The organism is Nitrospira sp., from assembly GCA_037045225.1.
GTDB lineage: Bacteria > Nitrospirota > Nitrospiria > Nitrospirales > Nitrospiraceae > Nitrospira_A.
In genome coordinates this window covers 638344-656698 of record JBAOHZ010000009.1, presented here as the reverse complement: position 1 = coordinate 656698, position 18355 = coordinate 638344, and the positions used below count along the sequence as shown (strand labels likewise).

Genomic DNA, 18355 nt, shown 5'->3' with positions numbered 1-18355 from the left:
CCGATTTTTGGCCGCACCGGGCGATTCCCGTTTACGTCGGCCTCCTGCCCAGATCGGTCGACGCCGGACGGTGGTTCCTGCTATTCGCATGACCCCCGTACCTCTCCGTGATAGGGTAGGAGTGGATGTGGCTCCCTGAGTATCGCTATCCGCCACTTGATCGACGAGCGAGAGCAGCCGGTTGGGCGCACAGTCGGCCACGGAGGCGTGAACCATGGCCTGAGTCCATGGGGCAGCCGAGAAGGAGTGTGAGAGATGTTCGTATCCAAGGGCGATCTTGTGTCCGTCGAATATACCATTCGGCTCGAAGACGACCGTGTCATTGAGACTACTGTCGGGGAATCTCCGCTGATCTACACCCATGGACAAGAGGAGATTCTGGAAGGCTTGGAAGCGGCACTTGACGGCATGGAACTCGGGACAGCCAAGCTGGTGTCAGTCGCGCCCGTGGATGCCTACGGAGAGATTCACCCTGAGGGGTTTTTCGAAGTCAGTCGAGATCGAGTTCCGGAGGAGGCCCAACGGATCGGGATGAAGTTGGAAACTACCGCTCCGGACGGTCGGGTGGTGTTTCCTTATGTCGCCGACATCAGGCCGGAAGTGATCGTGCTTGACCTCAACCATCCGCTTGCCGGGAAGACGTTGTTGTTCAATCTCAGGGTGCTCGACATCCGGCGTGGTGAACGCCAGCTGATGACGGGAGCTGTGTTCGGGGAAAACGCAGCGCGTTAACCGACCAGGTCTGGATTCATCCTGGCCATCGACTGGACCGATGTGGCCTTGATCTCGTTATACACAATAGCGCGACCGGCCTGACGAAGACGGCTGAAGATCCCTTCGACTACCACGTAGTCACCCTCTCGCACATCCGACTTTCCCAGCCCCACCACTTTCACAGTTCCTGCGGTGTCCTGCAGGAGAAAGCCGAACGCCGGTTGGCCGTCGCGATTGGTGGCCAGTTGAAAGCTAGTCACGCGTCCGCTGACGGTGACGACTTGGTGGTCGTAGTGATCGGGATGGGCTAGGAGTTCTGTCACTTCGACCAAGGCTGCAGCCGAGAGTACGCTAATGGGGAGGGCGCAAGCCAAAACCGTTACGATTCCGAGCCGGACGACTGTGTTACTCATCGCCCGCCGGAGTGAATGCCCGTCCGTAGGTTGCAGCCTCATGGTTGGATTATACAAAATTCACTCCAGGCTGAGAATCAGGTACTGAAAAAATTTTCAGAAATTTAAGCGTGCAATACGCGTTCTGTTGGCGGGGGCTTCGGCCTTGGTCCCCCCAAGCCGCTATCGCCGCAGATCGTCGTGTAACTCGCCCATGAAACTCGTTAAGACATGCTGCTTCATTTGCCCGACTTCTTCCACCGCCGATTGAGCCGCTGCATCCGCCAGCGCCAGGGCTTCCTTTGTCACCGGCGCCGTACGAGTCAACATCTCCTGCTCGAGTGCATCGGGACTGGTATCGATTTCCGACAGCACAGCCATCAAGCGTTGCAGGCCAAATAACGAACGGGTGTTTTCAGAGTGGACGGCGTTGGAGCTGGCGCCATGGACGAGAGAGAGCCAGAACTTTCCTTCGAGGTCTTCGCCCACGGTGCCCCAGGCGAAGGTCCGAAGTTTTTCCACGAGCGCGTCTTCGGTGCGCTCCAACCCGTCGTAGTGTGCAATGGATCGCTCCACCGGTCGTTCGCCCAAGACCGCGAGGGTCTCTTTCCAGAGGTCGAGCGGTGCGGTTGCCGGAAGATCCTTCGGCGACGACCGTTGGAGAGAGGTTTGAAGGGCCTGCAGGTACTGGTGGAGATGTTTGACCTTCCGCGCTGCGAGACTTCCGGCGGGAATACCCCAGATATGCCCGATCTCGTGATCCTGTAACGGCGCAGCATTAACCGATTTCCATTCCCGCGCTGAGAGTTCATACCGCTTTCGGTACTTGTCCAGCAGGCGCAGTTGCACTTGAAGTTCCAGGCCGAGCCGGGCTTCCTGATAGGCTTCGGCAGAAATGTCGTCTTCATCCCACCGACGATTCAACAGCCGGATGGCCGGTTTGGGAACCGCTGCACGAGCGTCCTGCTTGAGCGCAGTCACCGCGGCTTCGTCTAACTTATATTGTGTGAGCAGGATGTCGGAGGCGGCACGCACCAACCCCTCGGCGAGGGCGATCATCCCTTTCATGCTCTCCATCTGAAGCCACAGGCGTTCTCGGCGCAATCGGACCCGACGTCGATACTCGTCACGGCGGCTGGTCACATCGCGCAACGCATCTTGTTTCACAACCTGGTGGAGGGGTTTCGAGCCGGCAACACAGCGCGGATCGGGCCGATCAGCCGCGATATGGGTGATTTCTTCTTCCGTGATATCAAAGTGCTGCAACAGCAGCAGCTTGAGCATGATCCGGCCTTGAATCGGAGTCTGTTCGATCGTCGAAGTAATGAGATCTGAGGTGAACAAAGCGGTCATGGTGTGGCCCTTCGTGCGACGTAAAAAGGTTCGCTCAAGCCGTGCCTTGGTGGCTGGTTTCAAGGTAGACCGCGACGTATTCACGGATTTGCTGGATGCTGCCGCTGACAAACAGTTCCCGGGGGATTTCGACCCGCACTAACTTGGCAGGATCGACGCCCCGGTCAATGGCGTATTCTTCGTCGATATACAAGGTGACCGAACCGTCGGGAAATCGAATGGCGTAGACCGCGTTGTTTTCAGCCATGGAAGCTGCTCCGTCTGAAGATGTGGACCGGTATAACTATTAGAGGTAACACAGGCTCAACCCGAGTGTCAAAATACGGAAAATGGGACTGACGGTGGGCGGTCAGGGCCTGAAAATTCGCCATCGCCCGATCACATAGCCGGTGAAAAGGACGAGTGCCACGAGGAGTGTGTTTCGAATCCGTCCCGGGCCAAAACAGGCCAAATTGACGAGGGCGTTGGTGGTGCCGTAGGCGGCATACACCAGATAGATCAGCAACGACCACTTCTTGACCCGCAAAAACCCATACCCGACCAGGGTATGGAGAATCGGCGACAGCCCCTTGGTGATAACGCCGGCGACGCCATCCAATTTGGTGCAAAAGAAGGGGAGCAGGTAGTCGGGATTGCTGAGGATGAGCAGGGTATCGTTTGCCGCACTCACGAGAAAGAGGAGTCCGAGAAACCGGATGTCGTGTCCCTGTGACCAAGCGGTGCGGGTTGTTCTGACGAGGTCAGAATCGTTCTCGGCCGGTCCAAGAGCCGCATCGTAGCTTTGCAGGGCCCACCAGGGAAGGGCCAGCAACATAAAGAGGAAGACTTCGGCGGCGCGGCCGGAGAGCCGCCCGAGCGCCAGGCTCAGGAGGATCAGGAGAATGGTGACCAGCCCGTAGGAAAGTCCTGCTCTATATCGTCCACGAATGAGTTGCCCCAGCCCTGGCAGGAAGGCGGAGTAGATCGCCGCAGGGCGATCGGATTTGACGGGGGGAGGGAGTGCAGTGGGCATGGATCGCGAGCGCGTGAGATCAGGCGACGTGTCGGGATAGAAACAACACGGCCTTCGATCTTGAGATCGAAGGCCGTGTCCACAAACTGCTGCGTACTAGCGGTTAGCCGCCCAGGGTATCCAAGGTTTCTTTCAGGCTTTTACGGATGCAGGTGAAAATCGGGGTGTCGCGTAAGGTGTACCGACTGCCCTCGGTCTCACGGAGCGCCATGACCAAGTCGAGGAAGTCTTCCGGCTTGTCGCTCTCGAAGGCCACAACCCATTCCTGGTCATCGAGACCGAACGAATAGGTGGTGTTGAGCTTGACCGAGGGGAAGCGGTGGCCGACTTCAATGTGTTCGTCCATCATGCCCTGCCGCGCGGCTTTGGTGAGCAGGAACCACTCACGAGTTTTCACGAACGGATAGACGAAGATGTACTTGGCTTTGCCGGGAACCACGGTGAGCCGCTTGCTCTCCTGGTTCTCATGAGTATGGTGGTCGACATAAATCGAGCGTTTGGTGATCGCGAGGTACGAATAGGGATTGTAGAGATACTTGCCCAATCCGGAGGCCATGATCTTCGTGCTCATTTCCTGGAACAGTTCGAGCTCATAACTGATGCGCCAGAGCATCAGGTCGCAATCTCCGCGAATACCGACGGTCGTGTAGGCGATGACGAGCACTTTTCCTTGATACTCTTCGACGGCTCGGAGAAACTCCTGCTTGCCGCGTGTGCGTTCATCTTCAGGAAGCCGACGCCAGGCGGGATCGATCTTATAGAACGTAAAATTGACGTACTGACGGCGGGGAGCTTGTTCGGGGCTGGACATGACGAACCCTCCAGACAACTTCTTGATAATGTATAAGAATAAGAGTTAGCTCTTTAGCATTTCGTCTCTGGAGCTGTCAACAGAGTCCGGGGCACGCGAGGCTCGAATTGACAGGCCTATATCGATCTGATACTGCCTGCACATGATGCGCCGTGCTTCAAACTTGCCGATCGGATTCTGGCTCGCGGGAAGCCTCTTTCTGGTGCTGTGCTGGGGCACCGGTTCATCGTACGCCATCGAAGTGCAGCCGACCGCTGAACAGATTGAGGCGACGGTGGAACGGGGGAAGCAGGCGGCCGCTCAAGGTCTCTCCCCGGACCAACTCCATATCTGGTTCGGTGCCGGCGAGGACCTTGCTCCGCGCGGCTTCATCATGACCAAGCTGGGAAGTGTGCTGGTGATGGCTAATCACCTCTCCTTACGAGCCTTGTCGCCGACCGAGCAGGATATCGCCCAGGTCATGGCGAACGAGAATCTGCTGGTCAACGTTCAGTTGTACGGCGATCGGGTGAATTTTGCCGCCGATAGTTACGTGGTGCTGGAGCAAGCCGGTCGGACGGTGAAGCCGGCGACGGTTCGATTTGATGCCAGAGGCGACCGCACGGCGGTGTGGCCGCAACAGCCTGCCTACCGCGCCAAGGTCATTGCGCAGTTCGCCTACGCCGAGCTCGATCCACGGGCGAAGACTACGCTCACGGTCTTTCCTTCCAGCGGAGGCCAGGTCAGCTTCGAGCTGGACTTTGCGCGGATCGAATAGCATCCGCCCCCTCTCGTCTCCTTTCGATCGCACAGGGGTATTCCTCATGAGCAAAACGAAATCCTGGACGGCTGAAACCATCGCAATCGGATCCGAGCTGTTGCTGGGCGGCCGTCTCGACACGAACTCGCTGTTCATTGCCGACCAGCTGGCCGCCTGCGGGGTTGAGCTTCGGTATAAGACGACGGTTGGTGATGACCTCTCTGACATGGTGTCTGTGTTGAAGACGGCGTTGCGGCGTGCTCGTGTGGTGATTCTCACCGGTGGGTTGGGCCCGACGATCGACGACGTCACACGTGAAGCCGTGGCGCGAGCGACGGGGCATCGATTGAGCCGGCGAAAGGCCGCGCTGGATGGCATGACCGCTCGGTTGGCCGAATGGGGAAGAACCCCGACTACGTCGCAGTTTCGGCAGGCCATGATTCCTGCCCGCGCCGATGTTCTTGCCAATCCGATTGGAACGGCGCCGGGCTTCTCGCTTGTGTGGAAGGGCGTGTATCTCGCCGCTTTGCCCGGGGTGCCGCGTGAGATGGAACCGATGGTGCGTGACGGCGTGCTGCCGCAATTGCAAGCGTGGATGCGTACCCAGAAACGATTCAGCGCGTCTCCCATGATTCGGCGAGTGCTCCACACGTCCGGGGTGCCGGAATCAATCGTGGATCAGGCCCTGGCCGGGCTGGTTCCCACAGGGGGCACGATTCAGCTCGGCATCTATGCGTCTCCAATGGAAGTCATGGTGTCGCTGACGGGACCAGCCGGAGCGGAAGGCGCGGTCACCATCGAGCAGATGTTGTGTGAGGCCAAGGCGCGGCTCGGCGATATTGTTTATGGAGAGGAAGAGGAAACCATGGAGTCGGTGGTCGGCCGGTTGCTCAACGAGCAGAAGCTAACTCTCGCCGTCGCCGAATCCTGCACCGGCGGACTGATCGGCCATCGGTTGACGCAGGTGCCAGGCTCATCGACATACGTCGATCGAGTGGCTGTCACCTATAGCAATCGGGCCAAGATCGAGATGTTGGGCGTGCCGGTCGTTGTGCTCGATCGTCATGGTGCAGTCAGTGCGGAAGTGGCCGCGGCGATGGCACGGGGTATTCGTGAACGGAGCAGCGCCTCCGTCGGCTTGAGCGTGACGGGCATTGCCGGGCCCGGTGGCGCGACGGAGAGGAAGCCGGTGGGCCTGGTCTATGTGGGGCTCGACGGAGGCCCGGGCGAAGCGATGACGCAAGAGTTTCGTTTTCATGGCGGTGACCGGACGGTGATCAAGCAACGGTCCTCGCAGGCGGCACTCGATCTGCTCCGTCGCTGGCTGATCAAGAAGGGGCCGGGATGATCAGGGCGTTCCTCGCCATCGAGGTGCCTCCGGAGATATCTACGGCCCTCGCCACTATTCAACAGACGTTGAAACGACAACTCGAACGAACGTGCGATCGCCAGGCGAGGATCAGTTGGGTGCGGCCGGTCTCGATGCACCTCACACTCAAATTTCTCGGTGATGCAACGGACGAATCGATTGAACCGCTTCGGGTGGCCATCAAACAGGTCGTGTCAGCGCATCAGGCGATTCCTATTCCTCTTGAGCGACTGGGTACGTTCCCGGGCCCGCAGGCACCACGGGTGCTTTGGGTGGGACCATCAGGGAGTTGGGAGCAGGGCCGGGAGGCGCTGCGGCTCGCGGCGCTCCATCGTGAAGTGGAAGCCTGCTGCCGGGCAGCGAACTTTGCGCCGGAGGAGCGGCCATTCAGTCCACATTTGACTCTTGCGCGGATCAAAGACGGGGCGCGAGAAGTTGGGCGGGCGTTGGCCCAGAGCGGTGTGATGGAGCGACCTCTAGAGATAGGAGCGCTTCCTGTTGAGGCGGTGGTCCTCATGAGGAGCGACCTGCGCCCGACCGGCTCAGTCTATACGAAACTGTGGAGCGCGAGGATCGGGGAGAGGTAAGTTCTGCGCCCTGAAACGTTTCGAGGCTCGTTCGGGAGGCTCATTAGGATGGTGTCGTCGGAACCGTTGCTTGTGAAGGGTGATGTAGAGGCGATGGCTGAGGCAACGCGCAGGATGCTTGCCCTCTGTGTTTGATACGTGAGACCGACCGACTCTCTCACGCAGCTGTTATTCTGAGTATCCTCATCCCTCAGCCAAACGTGGCGACTCTTCACGCGCCTGGTTTGGTCGAGTGTCTTGGTGGGGGTGTCAACGGGCGTGACGGTGGCCTGGAGGCACGGCTTCAAGCAGGGACTGCCGGCAGGAACCTTTGGCTCGCGGTCTGCTGATTCTTGCCGACTGCGTGCCTGTCTCATGGTTCGGCAATCCGTGCCGCACGATCCGATCTCCAGGCCGAGAGTGCACGCACACACATAATGCGGGGTGTGAGTTCTTACCGGGTGAGGCACTCCTCCGTGACTTCGGTCTTGGTCAGTGAGGCGACCTGTAGGCGACACATGGCGGCCACGATGCCTTCATACACGATGGCGGCGGCTGCCGACCAAGCGGGATTAAAGGGCTCGCCTTGAAACGCCGCTTCGGCGGCTTTTTTCTGATCGTACGTGAGGTCTCGGAGGGCGCGTGCACTACGTTCGTTCGATTCTGCAATGCTCTCGCCTGAACAATGATCTGCCTGATCTGTCATGGGGTCCTCCTGTGTGAATCGACTATGAAATCGACGTCCAAGGCCCGCTAGCGAGAAGTAGAGCAAGCTTGGTGCCAGATCACACTCCCTGATTTGATGTACGAAGACAATTGGCTCAATGTCGTCAGTGGTGGAGGCGGTTGCTCTATCTCCAGCACATTTTCATATACTTACGGATGCCGGGCCGCATCCCATTCGTGGCGACAGGGTGAGAGTGGCTGTTGGGACGAGTGGCGGTCCTGTGGCGGATATGACAAACCTCTACCTATTTGACACTCGCGAGTTCCTGTGGCGACATCGGTGCTCTATCTGTGGGATGAGTGGGTATGTGTGCAGCAGAGAAGAATCCTTGCCGCTGGCGAGCCCTATCATCAGGCCTGTCCGGGTGTTATCTTGGTGAGGCATGAACCATCTAGCAAGTGGATCCATTCGATATGCCTCCGTTTAAACTCGAAGCGCCATTTAAGCCCTGTGGAGACCAGGGGCAAGCCATTGAAAAGCTGACGTCCGGAATCCTGGCCGGGAAGCAACATCAGGCATTGCTCGGCGTCACCGGTTCCGGCAAGACGTTCACCATGGCGAATGTCGTCGAGCAGGTGCAGAAGCCGACGCTCGTGCTCGTGCACAATAAGACCCTGGCCGGCCAGCTCTATCAGGAGTTTAAGCAGTTCTTCCCGCAGAATGTCGTCGGGTATTTCATCAGCTATTACGACTATTACCAGCCGGAAGCCTATATCCCGCAGAGTGATACCTACATTGCGAAGGATGCCTCCATTAACGATGCGATCGACCAGATGCGTCACGCAGCGACGGCGTCGTTGTTGCAACGCAGTGACGTGCTGATCGTGTCGTCGGTGTCCTGCATCTACGGCCTTGGATCGCCGAAGGTGTACGGCGACATGTTGGTGTATCTGGAAGTGGGGATGGAGACGCGGCGTGAAAAGATACTCGCGAAGCTGGTGGAGATTCAGTATGCGCGGAATGATGTGGATTTCCACCGCGGCACGTTTCGCGCGCGTGGCGATGTCATCGAAATTTTTCCAGCCTCGTCGGAAGCGAGCTCGGTGCGGATTGAATTGTTCGGCGATGTGGTGGACGCCATCCTCGAGATCGACCCATTGACCGGGAAGTCGTTGGGCAAGTTGTCGAAGATCACCATCTATCCGAATACACACTATCTCATTGCACCGGATCGATACGAACGAGCGATTACGGGAATTGAGGAAGAGTTGGATCTCCAAGTCGCGGCATTTAAGAAGAACGGTCAGTTGCTGGAAGCGCAACGGATCGAGCAACGCACCAAGTTCGATCTCGAAATGATTCGCGCGATGGGCTATTGCCACGGGATCGAGAACTATTCGCGGCATTTGAGCGGGCGTGCGCCGGGCGAAGCACCCCCGACCTTGCTGGATTATTTTCCGAAAGATTTTCTGCTGATCATTGACGAGTCGCACGCGACGGTGCCGCAGGTCGGCGGCATGTACGAAGGCGACTTTTCGCGCAAACGGACGCTGGTGAATTACGGGTTCCGCCTGCCGTCCGCGTTCGATAATCGCCCGCTGAAGTTTGCTGAATTCGAGCGGATGCTGAAGCAGGTGATCTACGTGTCGGCGACACCCGGTCCCTATGAGCTCGAGCACGCCAAAGGCGAAGTCGTCGAGCAGATCATCCGCCCGACCGGGCTGATGGATCCCCTGATTGATGTGCGGTCGGCGAAGGGGCAGGTCGACAATCTGCTGGCCGAGGTGCGGACGGAGGCGGCGAAGGGAAATCGTGTGTTGGTGACCACCTTGACCAAGCGAATGGCCGAAGACCTCACCGAGTATTATCACGACCTGGGCGTGAAGGTGCGGTATCTGCACTCGGACATCAAGACGCTGGAGCGGGCGGAAATCATCCGCGACCTCCGACGTGGCGTATTCGATGTGCTGGTCGGGATCAATTTGCTGCGAGAAGGGCTCGATCTCCCGGAGGTGAGTTTGGTGGCGATTCTGGACGCAGATAAGGAAGGGTATCTCCGCTCCCATCGGTCGCTGATTCAAACGGCGGGCCGCGCCGCGCGAAATCTGGACGGGCGCGTGATTTTTTACGGGGACACGGTTACGGATTCCATGCGGCGCGCCATGGACGAGACGGCGCGTCGACGTCATATCCAGGAAGCCTATAATGCGGCCCATGGCATTACGCCCGAGAGTATCAAGAAGCAGATTCCCGTGCTGGACTATCCAACCAATAGCGGGAATGAGGGGCAGCTCGAACTGGCGGCAGAGTCGGTGAGCGAGTATGCCACGACAGGCAACATGGAGCAGGTGATTTGCCGGCTTGAGGTTGAGATGAAGGCGGCCGCCAAGAAATTGGAGTTCGAGCGGGCGGCCGAATTACGGAATCGGATCAGAGCCTTGAAATTGAAGGAGTTGGAGTTGGCGGAATAGCTGCAGTCAACTGGGGGGCGCAACGCGCTCGGATTTCTCCTACATCTGTTTGTAGAGATAGGCTCCGAGGAACATCCCTAACACGCTAAGCAGGTTCACCTTGATGCTGAAGCCGAACGTCAGTTTGAGGAGGACCAGGTCGATGGTGAGTGGAGGGCTGATGCCGGGGGAAAAATTGCTGGCAAAGATGTTCTGAATTGCGCCATTCGGGGCCATCACGCGAAGAATTTCCCCGAAAATCCCGCCCAGCATTCCGCCGATCAGGATAAAGATCAGCAGCACGCCGATCGATTTTCTCATCCGATATCTCTCCTCGTTCCCACCGGTCGGCGTATATGTGCCGACTTGAGGCACCATATCGGAAGCGGAAAATGATGTCAACAAAATGCATGCCAGGCGCGGCTGTGGATGCATGTGGCTGATTGCGGAGGTTCTTCCAGAACGAGCCTCGCGTGGCTCCGGGCTTCTTGCGGCGGCCGGACTGAAATGGCCGCACAGGTCTGACGAGGTTGCTGAGGCGAGTTGAGTGCCGTGTCGGCAAGGTGAATTGGAACGGCCTGAGGGAATCGGTCGGAATCGCTCCCGAATATCTTGACTTCACTCTGCCCCCTTCTATAGACTGCCCGATGCTATTTTTTTGATGTTTTTCGAGGCGATCGGAGCTCTGGCTCGACCCCGGCTTCGATGGCCTTTTTGTTTGGTGACTTGTGCTTGACGCGCTCAGCGAAAAATTCGAACGAATCCTCAAGAAGCTTCGTGGGCAGGGTGTGCTCACGGAAGACAATATTGCTGAGGCTTTGAAGGAAGTTCGTCTCGCGTTGCTTGAAGCGGACGTCAACTTCAAGGTCGTCAAGGATTTCCTGGACCGCGTTCGTGAGAAGGCGGTTGGTCAGGAGGTTCTGAAAAGCCTGACCCCAGGGCACCAGGTCGTCAAAGTGGTCTGGGACGAGCTCCGCGGCATGATGGGCGGTGAGCGGTCCGGTATCAGTCTCGCCTCCAGGCCACCGACCATCATTATGATGGTGGGGTTGCAGGGAGCCGGGAAAACAACGACCTCCGGCAAACTCGCTCGGTTGTTTAAGAGCCAGGGGAAGCGCGTGTTACTGGTGGCGGCCGACCCCCGTCGCCCCGCCGCGGGTGATCAGTTGGCGAGTCTCGGGCACGATCTTGAAATCGATGTGCATCGATTCGATCAAGTCGATGCGTCACGTGCCGACGTCGTGCGAATCTGCCAACGTGGGGTAGAGCGTGGCCAAGAGCAAGGGTACGACCTCATTGTGTTGGATACCGGCGGCCGGTTGCACGTCGATGATGAATTGATGGCCGAACTCGTGGCAGTGAAGCAGGCCGTGAACCCCCACGAGGTGCTCCTGGTAGCCGATGCCATGACCGGCCAGGATGCCGTCAATATGGCCGGCCAGTTCGATCAGCAAGTCGGTCTCACCGGGGTCATCTTGACAAAGGTCGAGGGTGATGCGCGTGGAGGCGCTGTGCTGTCCATCCGGGCTGTGACCGGAAGGCCGATTAAGTTTCTTGGGATGGGGGAAAAACTCGATGCCTTGGAGCCGTTCCATCCGGACCGGATGGCGTCGCGAATCCTCGGGATGGGCGATGTGCTCTCGCTCATTGAGAAGGCTCAGGAGACGTTTTCACGGGAAGAGGCCGAAGCTGCTCAAAAGAAACTGACCAGTAGCACCTTTACCCTGGAAGATTTTCGGTCGCAACTCGGGCAGATGAATCGGCTGGGGTCATTCGAGCAAATCCTGGGGATGCTGCCAGGCGGACAAAAGTTGAAAGATCTCGCCAATAGCGGACTGCCGGAAAAGGAAATGAAGCGGGTCGCGGCCATGATCGACTCCATGACCTCACGCGAGCGGCGCGACCACACGTTGATCAACGGGAGCCGAAAGAAACGAATCGCCCGTGGCAGCGGGACAAGTGTGCAAGAGGTCAACCGCTTGATCAAGCAATTCCTGCAGGCCAGGAAAATCGCCAAGGTCATGTCAGGTGGTGCGGGAGGTCGGCGTCAGTTGGCCCAAATGCTTCGAGGCATGTAACTAGGTGACAGTGGTTTCTGTGTGCATATGTTCACGATGGAGAAGAGAGTCCTAACCGAGCGAACACAGCCTATGGCTGACAGCTCATTACTCTGAGGAGGTTCTAGTGGCGGTTCATTTACGATTGGCACGGACAGGGCGACATAAGCGGCCGATGTATCGGGTGATTGCGGCTGACTCACGGAAACCACGCGATGGGCGCTTTTTGGAAATCCTCGGCATTTTCGATCCGCTCAAGAATCCGGCCGTGCCGGTACTGAAGTCGGAGCGGGTGTTGTCCTGGTTGCGGCATGGTGCTCAGCCCACGGTAACCGTGCGGACGCTATTGAAGCGACACGGGGTCTGGAAAGAGTTCGAAACGGAGAAGAGTGCGAAAGTCGAAAAGACTGCGAAGCCGGAAAAGGCCGAGAAGGCTGTCACGAGCGTGAAGAGCAAGAAGTAGCTCGGCAGGCATGGCGACGCTCGACCACGCAGAACTCGTCACCATCGGAAGGATCGAGCGATCGTTCGGGGTGCGAGGCGAGGCGCGCGTGCGTTCGCTTACGGATGTGCCGGGGCGATTCGAGGCTCTTGGGCAGGTGACCATTGTCGGGTCTGCCGGGAAGACCATCGAGACCCGTGTGACACATGTGCGGCCCGGGGGGCCGACGTGGATTGTGGCGTTCGAGGCGTTTACGACTCCTGAGCAGGTCGCCGAGTTTCGCGGAGCCTTCATCCAAGTTCCCCGCGGAGACTCGCCGGCGTTGCCGGCCGACCAGTACTATCAATGTGATTTGATCGGGATGGTCGTGCAGGATGAGGTCGGGACGGTGTTCGGTCGCTTGGAAGAAGTGGTCGCCATGTCCGGCAACCAGAGTTTTCTGGTGCGACAGGACGGAAAAGACATGCTGATTCCTGCGGCGAAACAAGTCGTGGTTGCGGTCGACGTATCGGCACGGGTCATGACCGTGCGGCTGCCGGAAGGGTTTGGAGAGCTGTAACATGCGGTGCGCGGTCGTGACATTGTTCCCGGAGATGGTGGCCCCGGTGCTTGGCCAGAGTATTCTGAAGCGCGCCCAGGAAAAGGGGTTATTGGAGGTGTCGGTTCAGAACTTGCGTGACCACACCTTCGATCGGCATAAGACGGCAGACGATGTGCCGTATGGCGGGGGGGCCGGGATGGTCATGAAGGCAGAACCGGTGCTCCAGGCCATCGATGCGTTAAGGACCCGTTATCGGGCCTCTCATCCGGAGACGACGTTGCGGGTGATTATTCCGTCTCCGCAAGGGCGGCCTTTCACGCAGGAGTTGGCACAGTCGCTGGCGCAGGACGAACGGGTCGTAGTCTTCGTCTGCGGACATTATGAGGGGATGGATGAGCGTGTCAGACTGGCGCTGCATCCGGAAGAAATCTCCGTCGGAGATTATGTCTTGACCGGAGGAGAACTGCCGGCGCTGGTGATGATCGATGCGGCGGCGCGCCTGGTTCCAGGCGTGTTGGGCGATGCGGCGTCGGCGGCCGAGGAGTCGTTTACTGAGGGATTGTTGGAGTATCCGCACTACACCAGACCGGCGGAGGTGCGCGGGATGGCGGTTCCGGAGGTGCTGGTCTCGGGTCACCATGAGGCGATCCGGTTGTGGCGTCGGAAGGAAGCGTTGCGGAATACCTATCTGAAGCGGCCGGATCTCTTGCGGGATCGCGAGCTTGGATTGGAAGATCGACGGTTGTTGAGCGAAGTGATGCAAGAGAGTCTTGTACAGGTACCTGTTCGTTGAGAGGAGGAGGGGAAAGATTATGAATCGGCTAGAACGGATCCAACGATCCTTAACCAAGAAAACGACGCCCAAGTTCGAGATCGGGGATACTGTTCGTGTCCACGTGAAGGTGGTCGAAGGTGAAAAAGAGCGTATCCAGGTGTATGAGGGGACGGTCATCGCCAGAAAAGGCACGCTCAATAGCGAAACCTTTACCGTGCGCAAGCTGTCCTACAACGTCGGCGTCGAGCGGACGTTCCCCATCCACTCACCCAATGTGGCGAAGGTCGATGTCGTCCGCCAAGGGCGCGTACGCCGGGCCAAGCTCTACTATCTGCGCACCAAGAAGGGCAAGTTTGCCAAGGTGGAAGATCGTGAGTTTAAGGTCGAGAGCAAGGCACAGGCAGCGGCCAAGCTTGAGGCGGCCGCAGCAGCCACGGCTGCGAAGGCCTGATCGATCAATCGATTGTGTTGTGTTCCGCTTGAGACCAGGACAGAGGCGCACGTTTGGCTGGTACTCCGAACCCGACGATAGGAGGCCCCACCGAGGAATTTGAGGTGGAGGCTTGGTGTCGCGGGTACCGGCATATAGCCGGGCTCGATGAGGCCGGGCGTGGGCCTCTCGCCGGTCCCGTCGTCGCGGCTGCGGTGGTGTTGCCGCGTCGATGCCGTCTGCTAGGCCTGAACGATTCCAAGCAGGTCGGGGAGGCGGACCGTATTCGACTGTTCGCTGAAATCGTTCGTCGGGCCATCGGCGTTGGCATCGGCGCTGCGACGGAGGCGGAGATCGATCGGTTGAACATCCTTCAGGCGACCCGGGTGGCGATGCAGCGTGCTCTCCAGGCATTGCCGTTTCCGCCGGATTTCTTGCTGCTGGATGCCGTGACGCTCTCCGGGCTGTCGGTTCCTCAACGTTCCATCATCAAGGGCGATGGCCTTTCCTGCTCCATTGCGGCCGCCTCGATCATCGCGAAGGTGATGCGTGATCGCGTGATGGTTGAGTATCACCGTTGGTATCCCCAATATAATTTTGCCGAACACAAAGGCTACGGGACTCCGGAGCACCTCCGTCTGCTCCGGGAGCACGGGCCTTGTTCGATCCATCGCCGGAGTTTTGCGCCGGTGCAGCACCTCTGTGCCGGTGATGCCGGGACGGGGTGTTCCGCTGTCGCCCAGGTTTGAGGGGCCCGCTGGATCGATGCGTGATCGACGTCGTGAAGTGGGGGATGAAGGGGAGGGACGGGCGGAAGCCTACCTGCGGCGGCAGGGGTTTCGTATCCTTGGCCGGAATGTGCGCTCCCCCTTGGGCGAGCTCGATCTGGTGGCCGATGACCAGGGGGTACTGGTGTTCATCGAGGTCAAACGTCGTCGGAACGGAACCTACGGCGGCGCGATCGAAGCTGTCGATGCGCGCAAGCGTGCCAAATTGATTCAACTCGCGGCGCAGTATCTCGCGCAACATCGAATTCGTGATCGTGCGTGTCGGTTCGATGTGGTTTTGATACAGGATGAGGCCGGGACGGTTGGCCCGGTGCAGCATATTGCGAATGCATTCGACGTCGCGGGGGATGATCTGCGATGGTAGGATGGGAATCGCGCTCCTGCGCACTCCTGATTGATCTGCTCACAGTGTGCCGTGTTAAGCGGAAAGGGCTTGAGAGTTCACTCCGGTCCGGCCGCTGTCTCTGCTGCCATCCATGATTCAACTTTTTCACGTCTCAAAATATTACGCCCGCCGTCCGGCGCTATCCGATGTGACGCTGGACATCGAGAAGGGCGAGTTCGTCTTGTTGATGGGGCCGAGCGGCGCGGGTAAATCGACCTTGCTGAAATTGCTGATCGGCGCAGAACGCCCGGATGAAGGGCAGATTCTGGTGCAGGGCCGAAGCTTGTCCAAATTGCGACCGTCTGAAATCCCCTTATTACGTCGAAAAGTGGGGGTGGTGCTGCAGGATTTCCGTCTGCTGCCCAAGAAAACGGTGTTCGAGAATGTGTCGTTGCCCCTGCTGGTTCAGGGGGCCTCCGCCGTTGAAATCAGACGGAAAGTGACGGAGGCGTTACGGTCGGTGGGGCTGGATCATAAGAAGGATCTCTTTCCTCCTGGACTTTCCACCGGCGAACAGCAACGGATTTGCATCGCCCGCGCCATCGTCAATGGGCCGATCATGCTGCTGGCCGATGAGCCGACCGGGAATTTGGACCCGGAGCTGACCAGCGAAATCATCGAGCTGTTCAAGTCGATCAACGCCCGTGGCACAACCATCATCGTGGCGACTCACGATCCCAACGTCTTGGCGCAGGTCAATCGGCGCGTGATCACATTGGATCAAGGGAAGGTCGTCTCGCGGGAGCAGGTGTCCCCGTGAGGCGCCTCGTGTATGTGCTGCGGGAGGCGGTCGCCAATGTGTTGACGAACCGTACGACCACGGTGGTGGCGGTGGCTACCACGGCGTTCACCTTTGCCTGCGTCGGCGTGTTCTTGCTGCTCTATGTCAATTTGAGAGCCATGGCCTCGTCACTCGAGCAGGATATTCAGGTGATGGTGTATTTGCAGGATGACCTGACGGAGCAGACGAGAGGCGATATCGAACTACAACTGAAAGCCGATCGTGCCGTCGGGTCGTTGACCTTTGTGTCCAAGGAGCGGGCCTTGGCCGATTTCCAGAGTCAGTTTCCGGCGGAGTCGCATCTGTTGCAGGGGCTCGGGCAGAACCCGCTTCCGGCGTCGTTCGTCGTGACGCTTGCCGTGGAGTCTCGCTCATCGGACGCGATGCGGCGTTGGGCCACCCGCGCCCAGGCGATTCCCGGAGTCGCGCAGGTGCAATATAATCAGGAATGGGTTGAGGCCTTAGCCGGCATTGTCCGGTATATCGAGGTGGCGGCCATCATCGTCGGCATCATTTTATCCGCGGCGTCGGTCACGATCATCGCAAACACGATTCGTTTGGCGCTGTATTCACGCCGGGAAGAAATTGAGATTCTGGGACTGATCGGCGCGAGCGCCACCTTTATCCGTGTGCCCTACCTGCTCGAAGGCGCCGTGCTCGGGTTGCTCGGCAGCGCCCTTTCGCTGGTGATCCTCAAGGCCGGGTTCGAATTGTTTCGTCATGAAATCCGGTCTGCCAGCCGATTCCTGGGCGTGGACGCCATGCTGACGTTTTTTCCTGTCGAAATGTGTGTGGTGCTCGTGTGTGTGGGGCTCTTCCTCGGCTGTGCCGGCAGTTTTCTCTCCTTGCTCCGATTCGGGGAGGGGCGGGCATGACGTGGGCACGATGGGGATGTGTCGTGATGGCTGTTCAGATGGTTCTGTGGACGGCCCCGGCCTGGGCGGAGCGCAAGGATTCGTATGCGGACAAGATCGAGCAAGAAAAGAAAACACTGGAGAAGCTGCGCGGTACGATTGTCGAGAAGCGTAAGAAGGCGGATGAGGCGGAGAAGAAACGCGAGTCGGTCCTGCAGGGATTGCAGTCGTTGGACGAACGTCTAGTGCGCTACCGTCAGGAGCATCAGGACGTCGTCAGGAAGCTCAAAAAGAAGGATGTGGAAATCGAGCAGATGAGCGTGCAGCTGAGCCGCCTGTCGGAACGTATCGATGAGCGGCAGGATGCCATCGCCGCCCGTTTACGGGTTCAGTATGTCGAAGGGCGCTTTTGGCACCTGAGAACGCTGCTGGCAGCCAGTTCGTCAGGGGACTTTCAACGACGATTTCGGTACCTCTCCGCCGTCACTCAGCGAGAGTATGAGATCATGGACACCTACCGAAAAGATGCCGAGCGGATTGCCGAGGTCGAGCGGAGTCGAGAAGAGGCGCGTCAGGGCATCCTGGCCTACAAGGTCAACACCGAAGAAAAGCTGACCCAGATCCAAGGTTTGAAAAAGCAGAAACGAGTGTATCTTGCGAAAATTACTCAAGAAAAGGAATCGCATGACCGGGCCGTGGAGGAATTGGAGCGGTCGGCCACCCGGGTCGACAGTTTGCTGAAAGAGCTGGAAACCAGACGTCGGGCGGCACTGGCAACTCGCCCCCCCTCTGCGGCTGGAGGCCTCCGTGCGTTGCGAGGGACGCTTCTTTGGCCGACCGAAGGGCAAGTGGTGTCGTACTTCGGCCGGCAGAAGCACCCGACCTTCAATACCTATATCCAGCGAAAAGGGATTGAGATTCGCGCTGCGGAAGGGAGTAATATACGGTCGGTGCTTGCCGGCCAAGTTGTCTACGCGGACTGGTTGAAAGGCTACGGACTCGTTATAATCATGGATCATGCCAACGGAGTCTTTTCGTTGTATGCCCATGCGTCGAAAATATTGACGTCGGTCGGGGCCCGGATCGAAGCTGGAGAAGCGATCGGTGAAACGGGTGATACAGGTATGACGGGTGAAAATACGCTCTATTTTGAGTTGCGCGAGGGGGCGGAACCGGTGGATCCCCTTGTGTGGCTGTCAAAACGGTAGGTCTCGGAAGGAAGGAAACCC

At 58.5% G+C, this 18355-nt stretch carries 22 protein-coding genes; 15 read left to right on the top strand and 7 right to left on the bottom strand.

The annotated features are described in order from the left end of the window. Window positions 1-255 precede the first annotated feature (255 nt). On the top strand, window positions 256-732 hold the full coding sequence (locus tag V9G17_04020) for an FKBP-type peptidyl-prolyl cis-trans isomerase (GenBank protein MEI2751745.1): 477 nt from the start codon (window positions 256-258) through the stop codon (window positions 730-732). Here V9G17_04020 and V9G17_04015 read toward each other — a convergent pair. From V9G17_04015 to V9G17_03995, 5 genes are all read right to left on the bottom strand, one after another. After that, window positions 729-1127, bottom strand: a complete 399-nt coding sequence (locus V9G17_04015) for a hypothetical protein (GenBank protein ID MEI2751744.1) — start codon at window positions 1125-1127, stop codon at window positions 729-731. The two genes, V9G17_04020 and V9G17_04015, sit on opposite strands and share 4 nt — an antisense overlap. Window positions 1128-1289: 162 nt before the next feature. Next, window positions 1290-2459, bottom strand: a complete 1170-nt coding sequence (locus V9G17_04010; protein MEI2751743.1) for a hypothetical protein — start codon at window positions 2457-2459, stop codon at window positions 1290-1292. A gap of 34 nt (window positions 2460-2493) precedes the next feature. Continuing rightward, window positions 2494-2706 carry a hypothetical protein gene (locus tag V9G17_04005; protein ID MEI2751742.1) on the bottom strand — a complete coding sequence of 71 codons (213 nt, stop codon included), beginning with the start codon at window positions 2704-2706 and terminating at the stop codon, window positions 2494-2496. A gap of 102 nt (window positions 2707-2808) precedes the next feature. Then, complete coding sequence (locus tag V9G17_04000; protein ID MEI2751741.1) at window positions 2809-3471, bottom strand: hypothetical protein; 663 nt, start codon at window positions 3469-3471, stop codon at window positions 2809-2811. 103 nt (window positions 3472-3574) lie between these two features. After that, on the bottom strand, window positions 3575-4282 hold the full coding sequence (locus tag V9G17_03995) for a chlorite dismutase family protein (GenBank protein MEI2751740.1): 708 nt from the start codon (window positions 4280-4282) through the stop codon (window positions 3575-3577). 142 nt (window positions 4283-4424) lie between these two features. On the opposite strand from V9G17_03995, the gene V9G17_03990 reads away from it, so the two are divergent. From V9G17_03990 to thpR, 3 genes are read left to right on the top strand one after another with little or no spacing between them, the layout of a single operon-like run. Further along, window positions 4425-5039: a hypothetical protein gene (locus V9G17_03990; protein ID MEI2751739.1), complete on the top strand. Its 615-nt coding sequence runs from the start codon at window positions 4425-4427 to the stop codon at window positions 5037-5039. 46 nt (window positions 5040-5085) lie between these two features. Beyond that, on the top strand, window positions 5086-6369 hold the full coding sequence (locus tag V9G17_03985; protein MEI2751738.1) for a competence/damage-inducible protein A: 1284 nt from the start codon (window positions 5086-5088) through the stop codon (window positions 6367-6369). Further along, window positions 6366-6977, top strand: coding sequence for an RNA 2',3'-cyclic phosphodiesterase (thpR, locus tag V9G17_03980; GenBank protein ID MEI2751737.1), 612 nt, complete (start codon window positions 6366-6368; stop codon window positions 6975-6977). The genes V9G17_03985 and thpR overlap by 4 nt, the downstream gene beginning before the upstream one ends. A 433-nt stretch (window positions 6978-7410) precedes the next feature. Here the strand turns inward: thpR and V9G17_03975 are convergent, their stop codons facing one another. Continuing rightward, on the bottom strand, window positions 7411-7662 hold the full coding sequence (locus V9G17_03975; GenBank protein MEI2751736.1) for a hypothetical protein: 252 nt from the start codon (window positions 7660-7662) through the stop codon (window positions 7411-7413). A gap of 434 nt (window positions 7663-8096) precedes the next feature. Here V9G17_03975 and uvrB point away from each other — a divergent pair, with 434 nt between their 5' ends. After that, window positions 8097-10094: an excinuclease ABC subunit UvrB gene (gene uvrB, locus V9G17_03970; protein ID MEI2751735.1), complete on the top strand. Its 1998-nt coding sequence runs from the start codon at window positions 8097-8099 to the stop codon at window positions 10092-10094. Between the two features lie 39 nt (window positions 10095-10133). On the opposite strand, the gene V9G17_03965 is transcribed toward uvrB, so the two are convergent. Further along, the gene (locus tag V9G17_03965; GenBank protein MEI2751734.1) at window positions 10134-10394 is read right to left on the bottom strand and encodes a DUF4321 domain-containing protein; all 261 of its coding nucleotides are present in this window, start codon (window positions 10392-10394) and stop codon (window positions 10134-10136) included. 407 nt (window positions 10395-10801) lie between these two features. Between V9G17_03965 and ffh the strand changes: the two genes are divergently transcribed. From ffh to V9G17_03915, 10 genes are all read left to right on the top strand, one after another. After that, window positions 10802-12151: a signal recognition particle protein gene (gene ffh, locus V9G17_03960; protein ID MEI2751733.1), complete on the top strand. Its 1350-nt coding sequence runs from the start codon at window positions 10802-10804 to the stop codon at window positions 12149-12151. Window positions 12152-12257: 106 nt separating this feature from the next. After that, a complete protein-coding gene (rpsP, locus tag V9G17_03955; GenBank protein ID MEI2751732.1) occupies window positions 12258-12593 on the top strand; it encodes a 30S ribosomal protein S16 in 336 nt (111 codons plus the stop codon). A gap of 10 nt (window positions 12594-12603) precedes the next feature. Continuing rightward, window positions 12604-13131, top strand: coding sequence for a ribosome maturation factor RimM (gene rimM, locus V9G17_03950; protein ID MEI2751731.1), 528 nt, complete (start codon window positions 12604-12606; stop codon window positions 13129-13131). A 1-nt stretch (window position 13132) separates the two neighbouring features. Continuing rightward, window positions 13133-13906 carry a tRNA (guanosine(37)-N1)-methyltransferase TrmD gene (trmD, locus tag V9G17_03945; GenBank protein ID MEI2751730.1) on the top strand — a complete coding sequence of 258 codons (774 nt, stop codon included), beginning with the start codon at window positions 13133-13135 and terminating at the stop codon, window positions 13904-13906. A 19-nt stretch (window positions 13907-13925) separates the two neighbouring features. Beyond that, window positions 13926-14339, top strand: coding sequence for a 50S ribosomal protein L19 (rplS, locus tag V9G17_03940; protein ID MEI2751729.1), 414 nt, complete (start codon window positions 13926-13928; stop codon window positions 14337-14339). A gap of 53 nt (window positions 14340-14392) precedes the next feature. Beyond that, on the top strand, window positions 14393-15067 hold the full coding sequence (locus tag V9G17_03935) for a ribonuclease HII (GenBank protein MEI2751728.1): 675 nt from the start codon (window positions 14393-14395) through the stop codon (window positions 15065-15067). 16 nt (window positions 15068-15083) lie between these two features. After that, window positions 15084-15470, top strand: a complete 387-nt coding sequence (locus tag V9G17_03930) for a YraN family protein (GenBank protein ID MEI2751727.1) — start codon at window positions 15084-15086, stop codon at window positions 15468-15470. 112 nt (window positions 15471-15582) lie between these two features. Continuing rightward, window positions 15583-16251, top strand: a complete 669-nt coding sequence (ftsE, locus tag V9G17_03925) for a cell division ATP-binding protein FtsE (protein MEI2751726.1) — start codon at window positions 15583-15585, stop codon at window positions 16249-16251. Beyond that, window positions 16248-17147: a permease-like cell division protein FtsX gene (locus V9G17_03920; GenBank protein ID MEI2751725.1), complete on the top strand. Its 900-nt coding sequence runs from the start codon at window positions 16248-16250 to the stop codon at window positions 17145-17147. The genes ftsE and V9G17_03920 overlap by 4 nt, the downstream gene beginning before the upstream one ends. Beyond that, window positions 17144-18334, top strand: coding sequence for a peptidoglycan DD-metalloendopeptidase family protein (locus tag V9G17_03915; GenBank protein MEI2751724.1), 1191 nt, complete (start codon window positions 17144-17146; stop codon window positions 18332-18334). The genes V9G17_03920 and V9G17_03915 overlap by 4 nt, the downstream gene beginning before the upstream one ends. Window positions 18335-18355 lie beyond the last annotated feature (21 nt).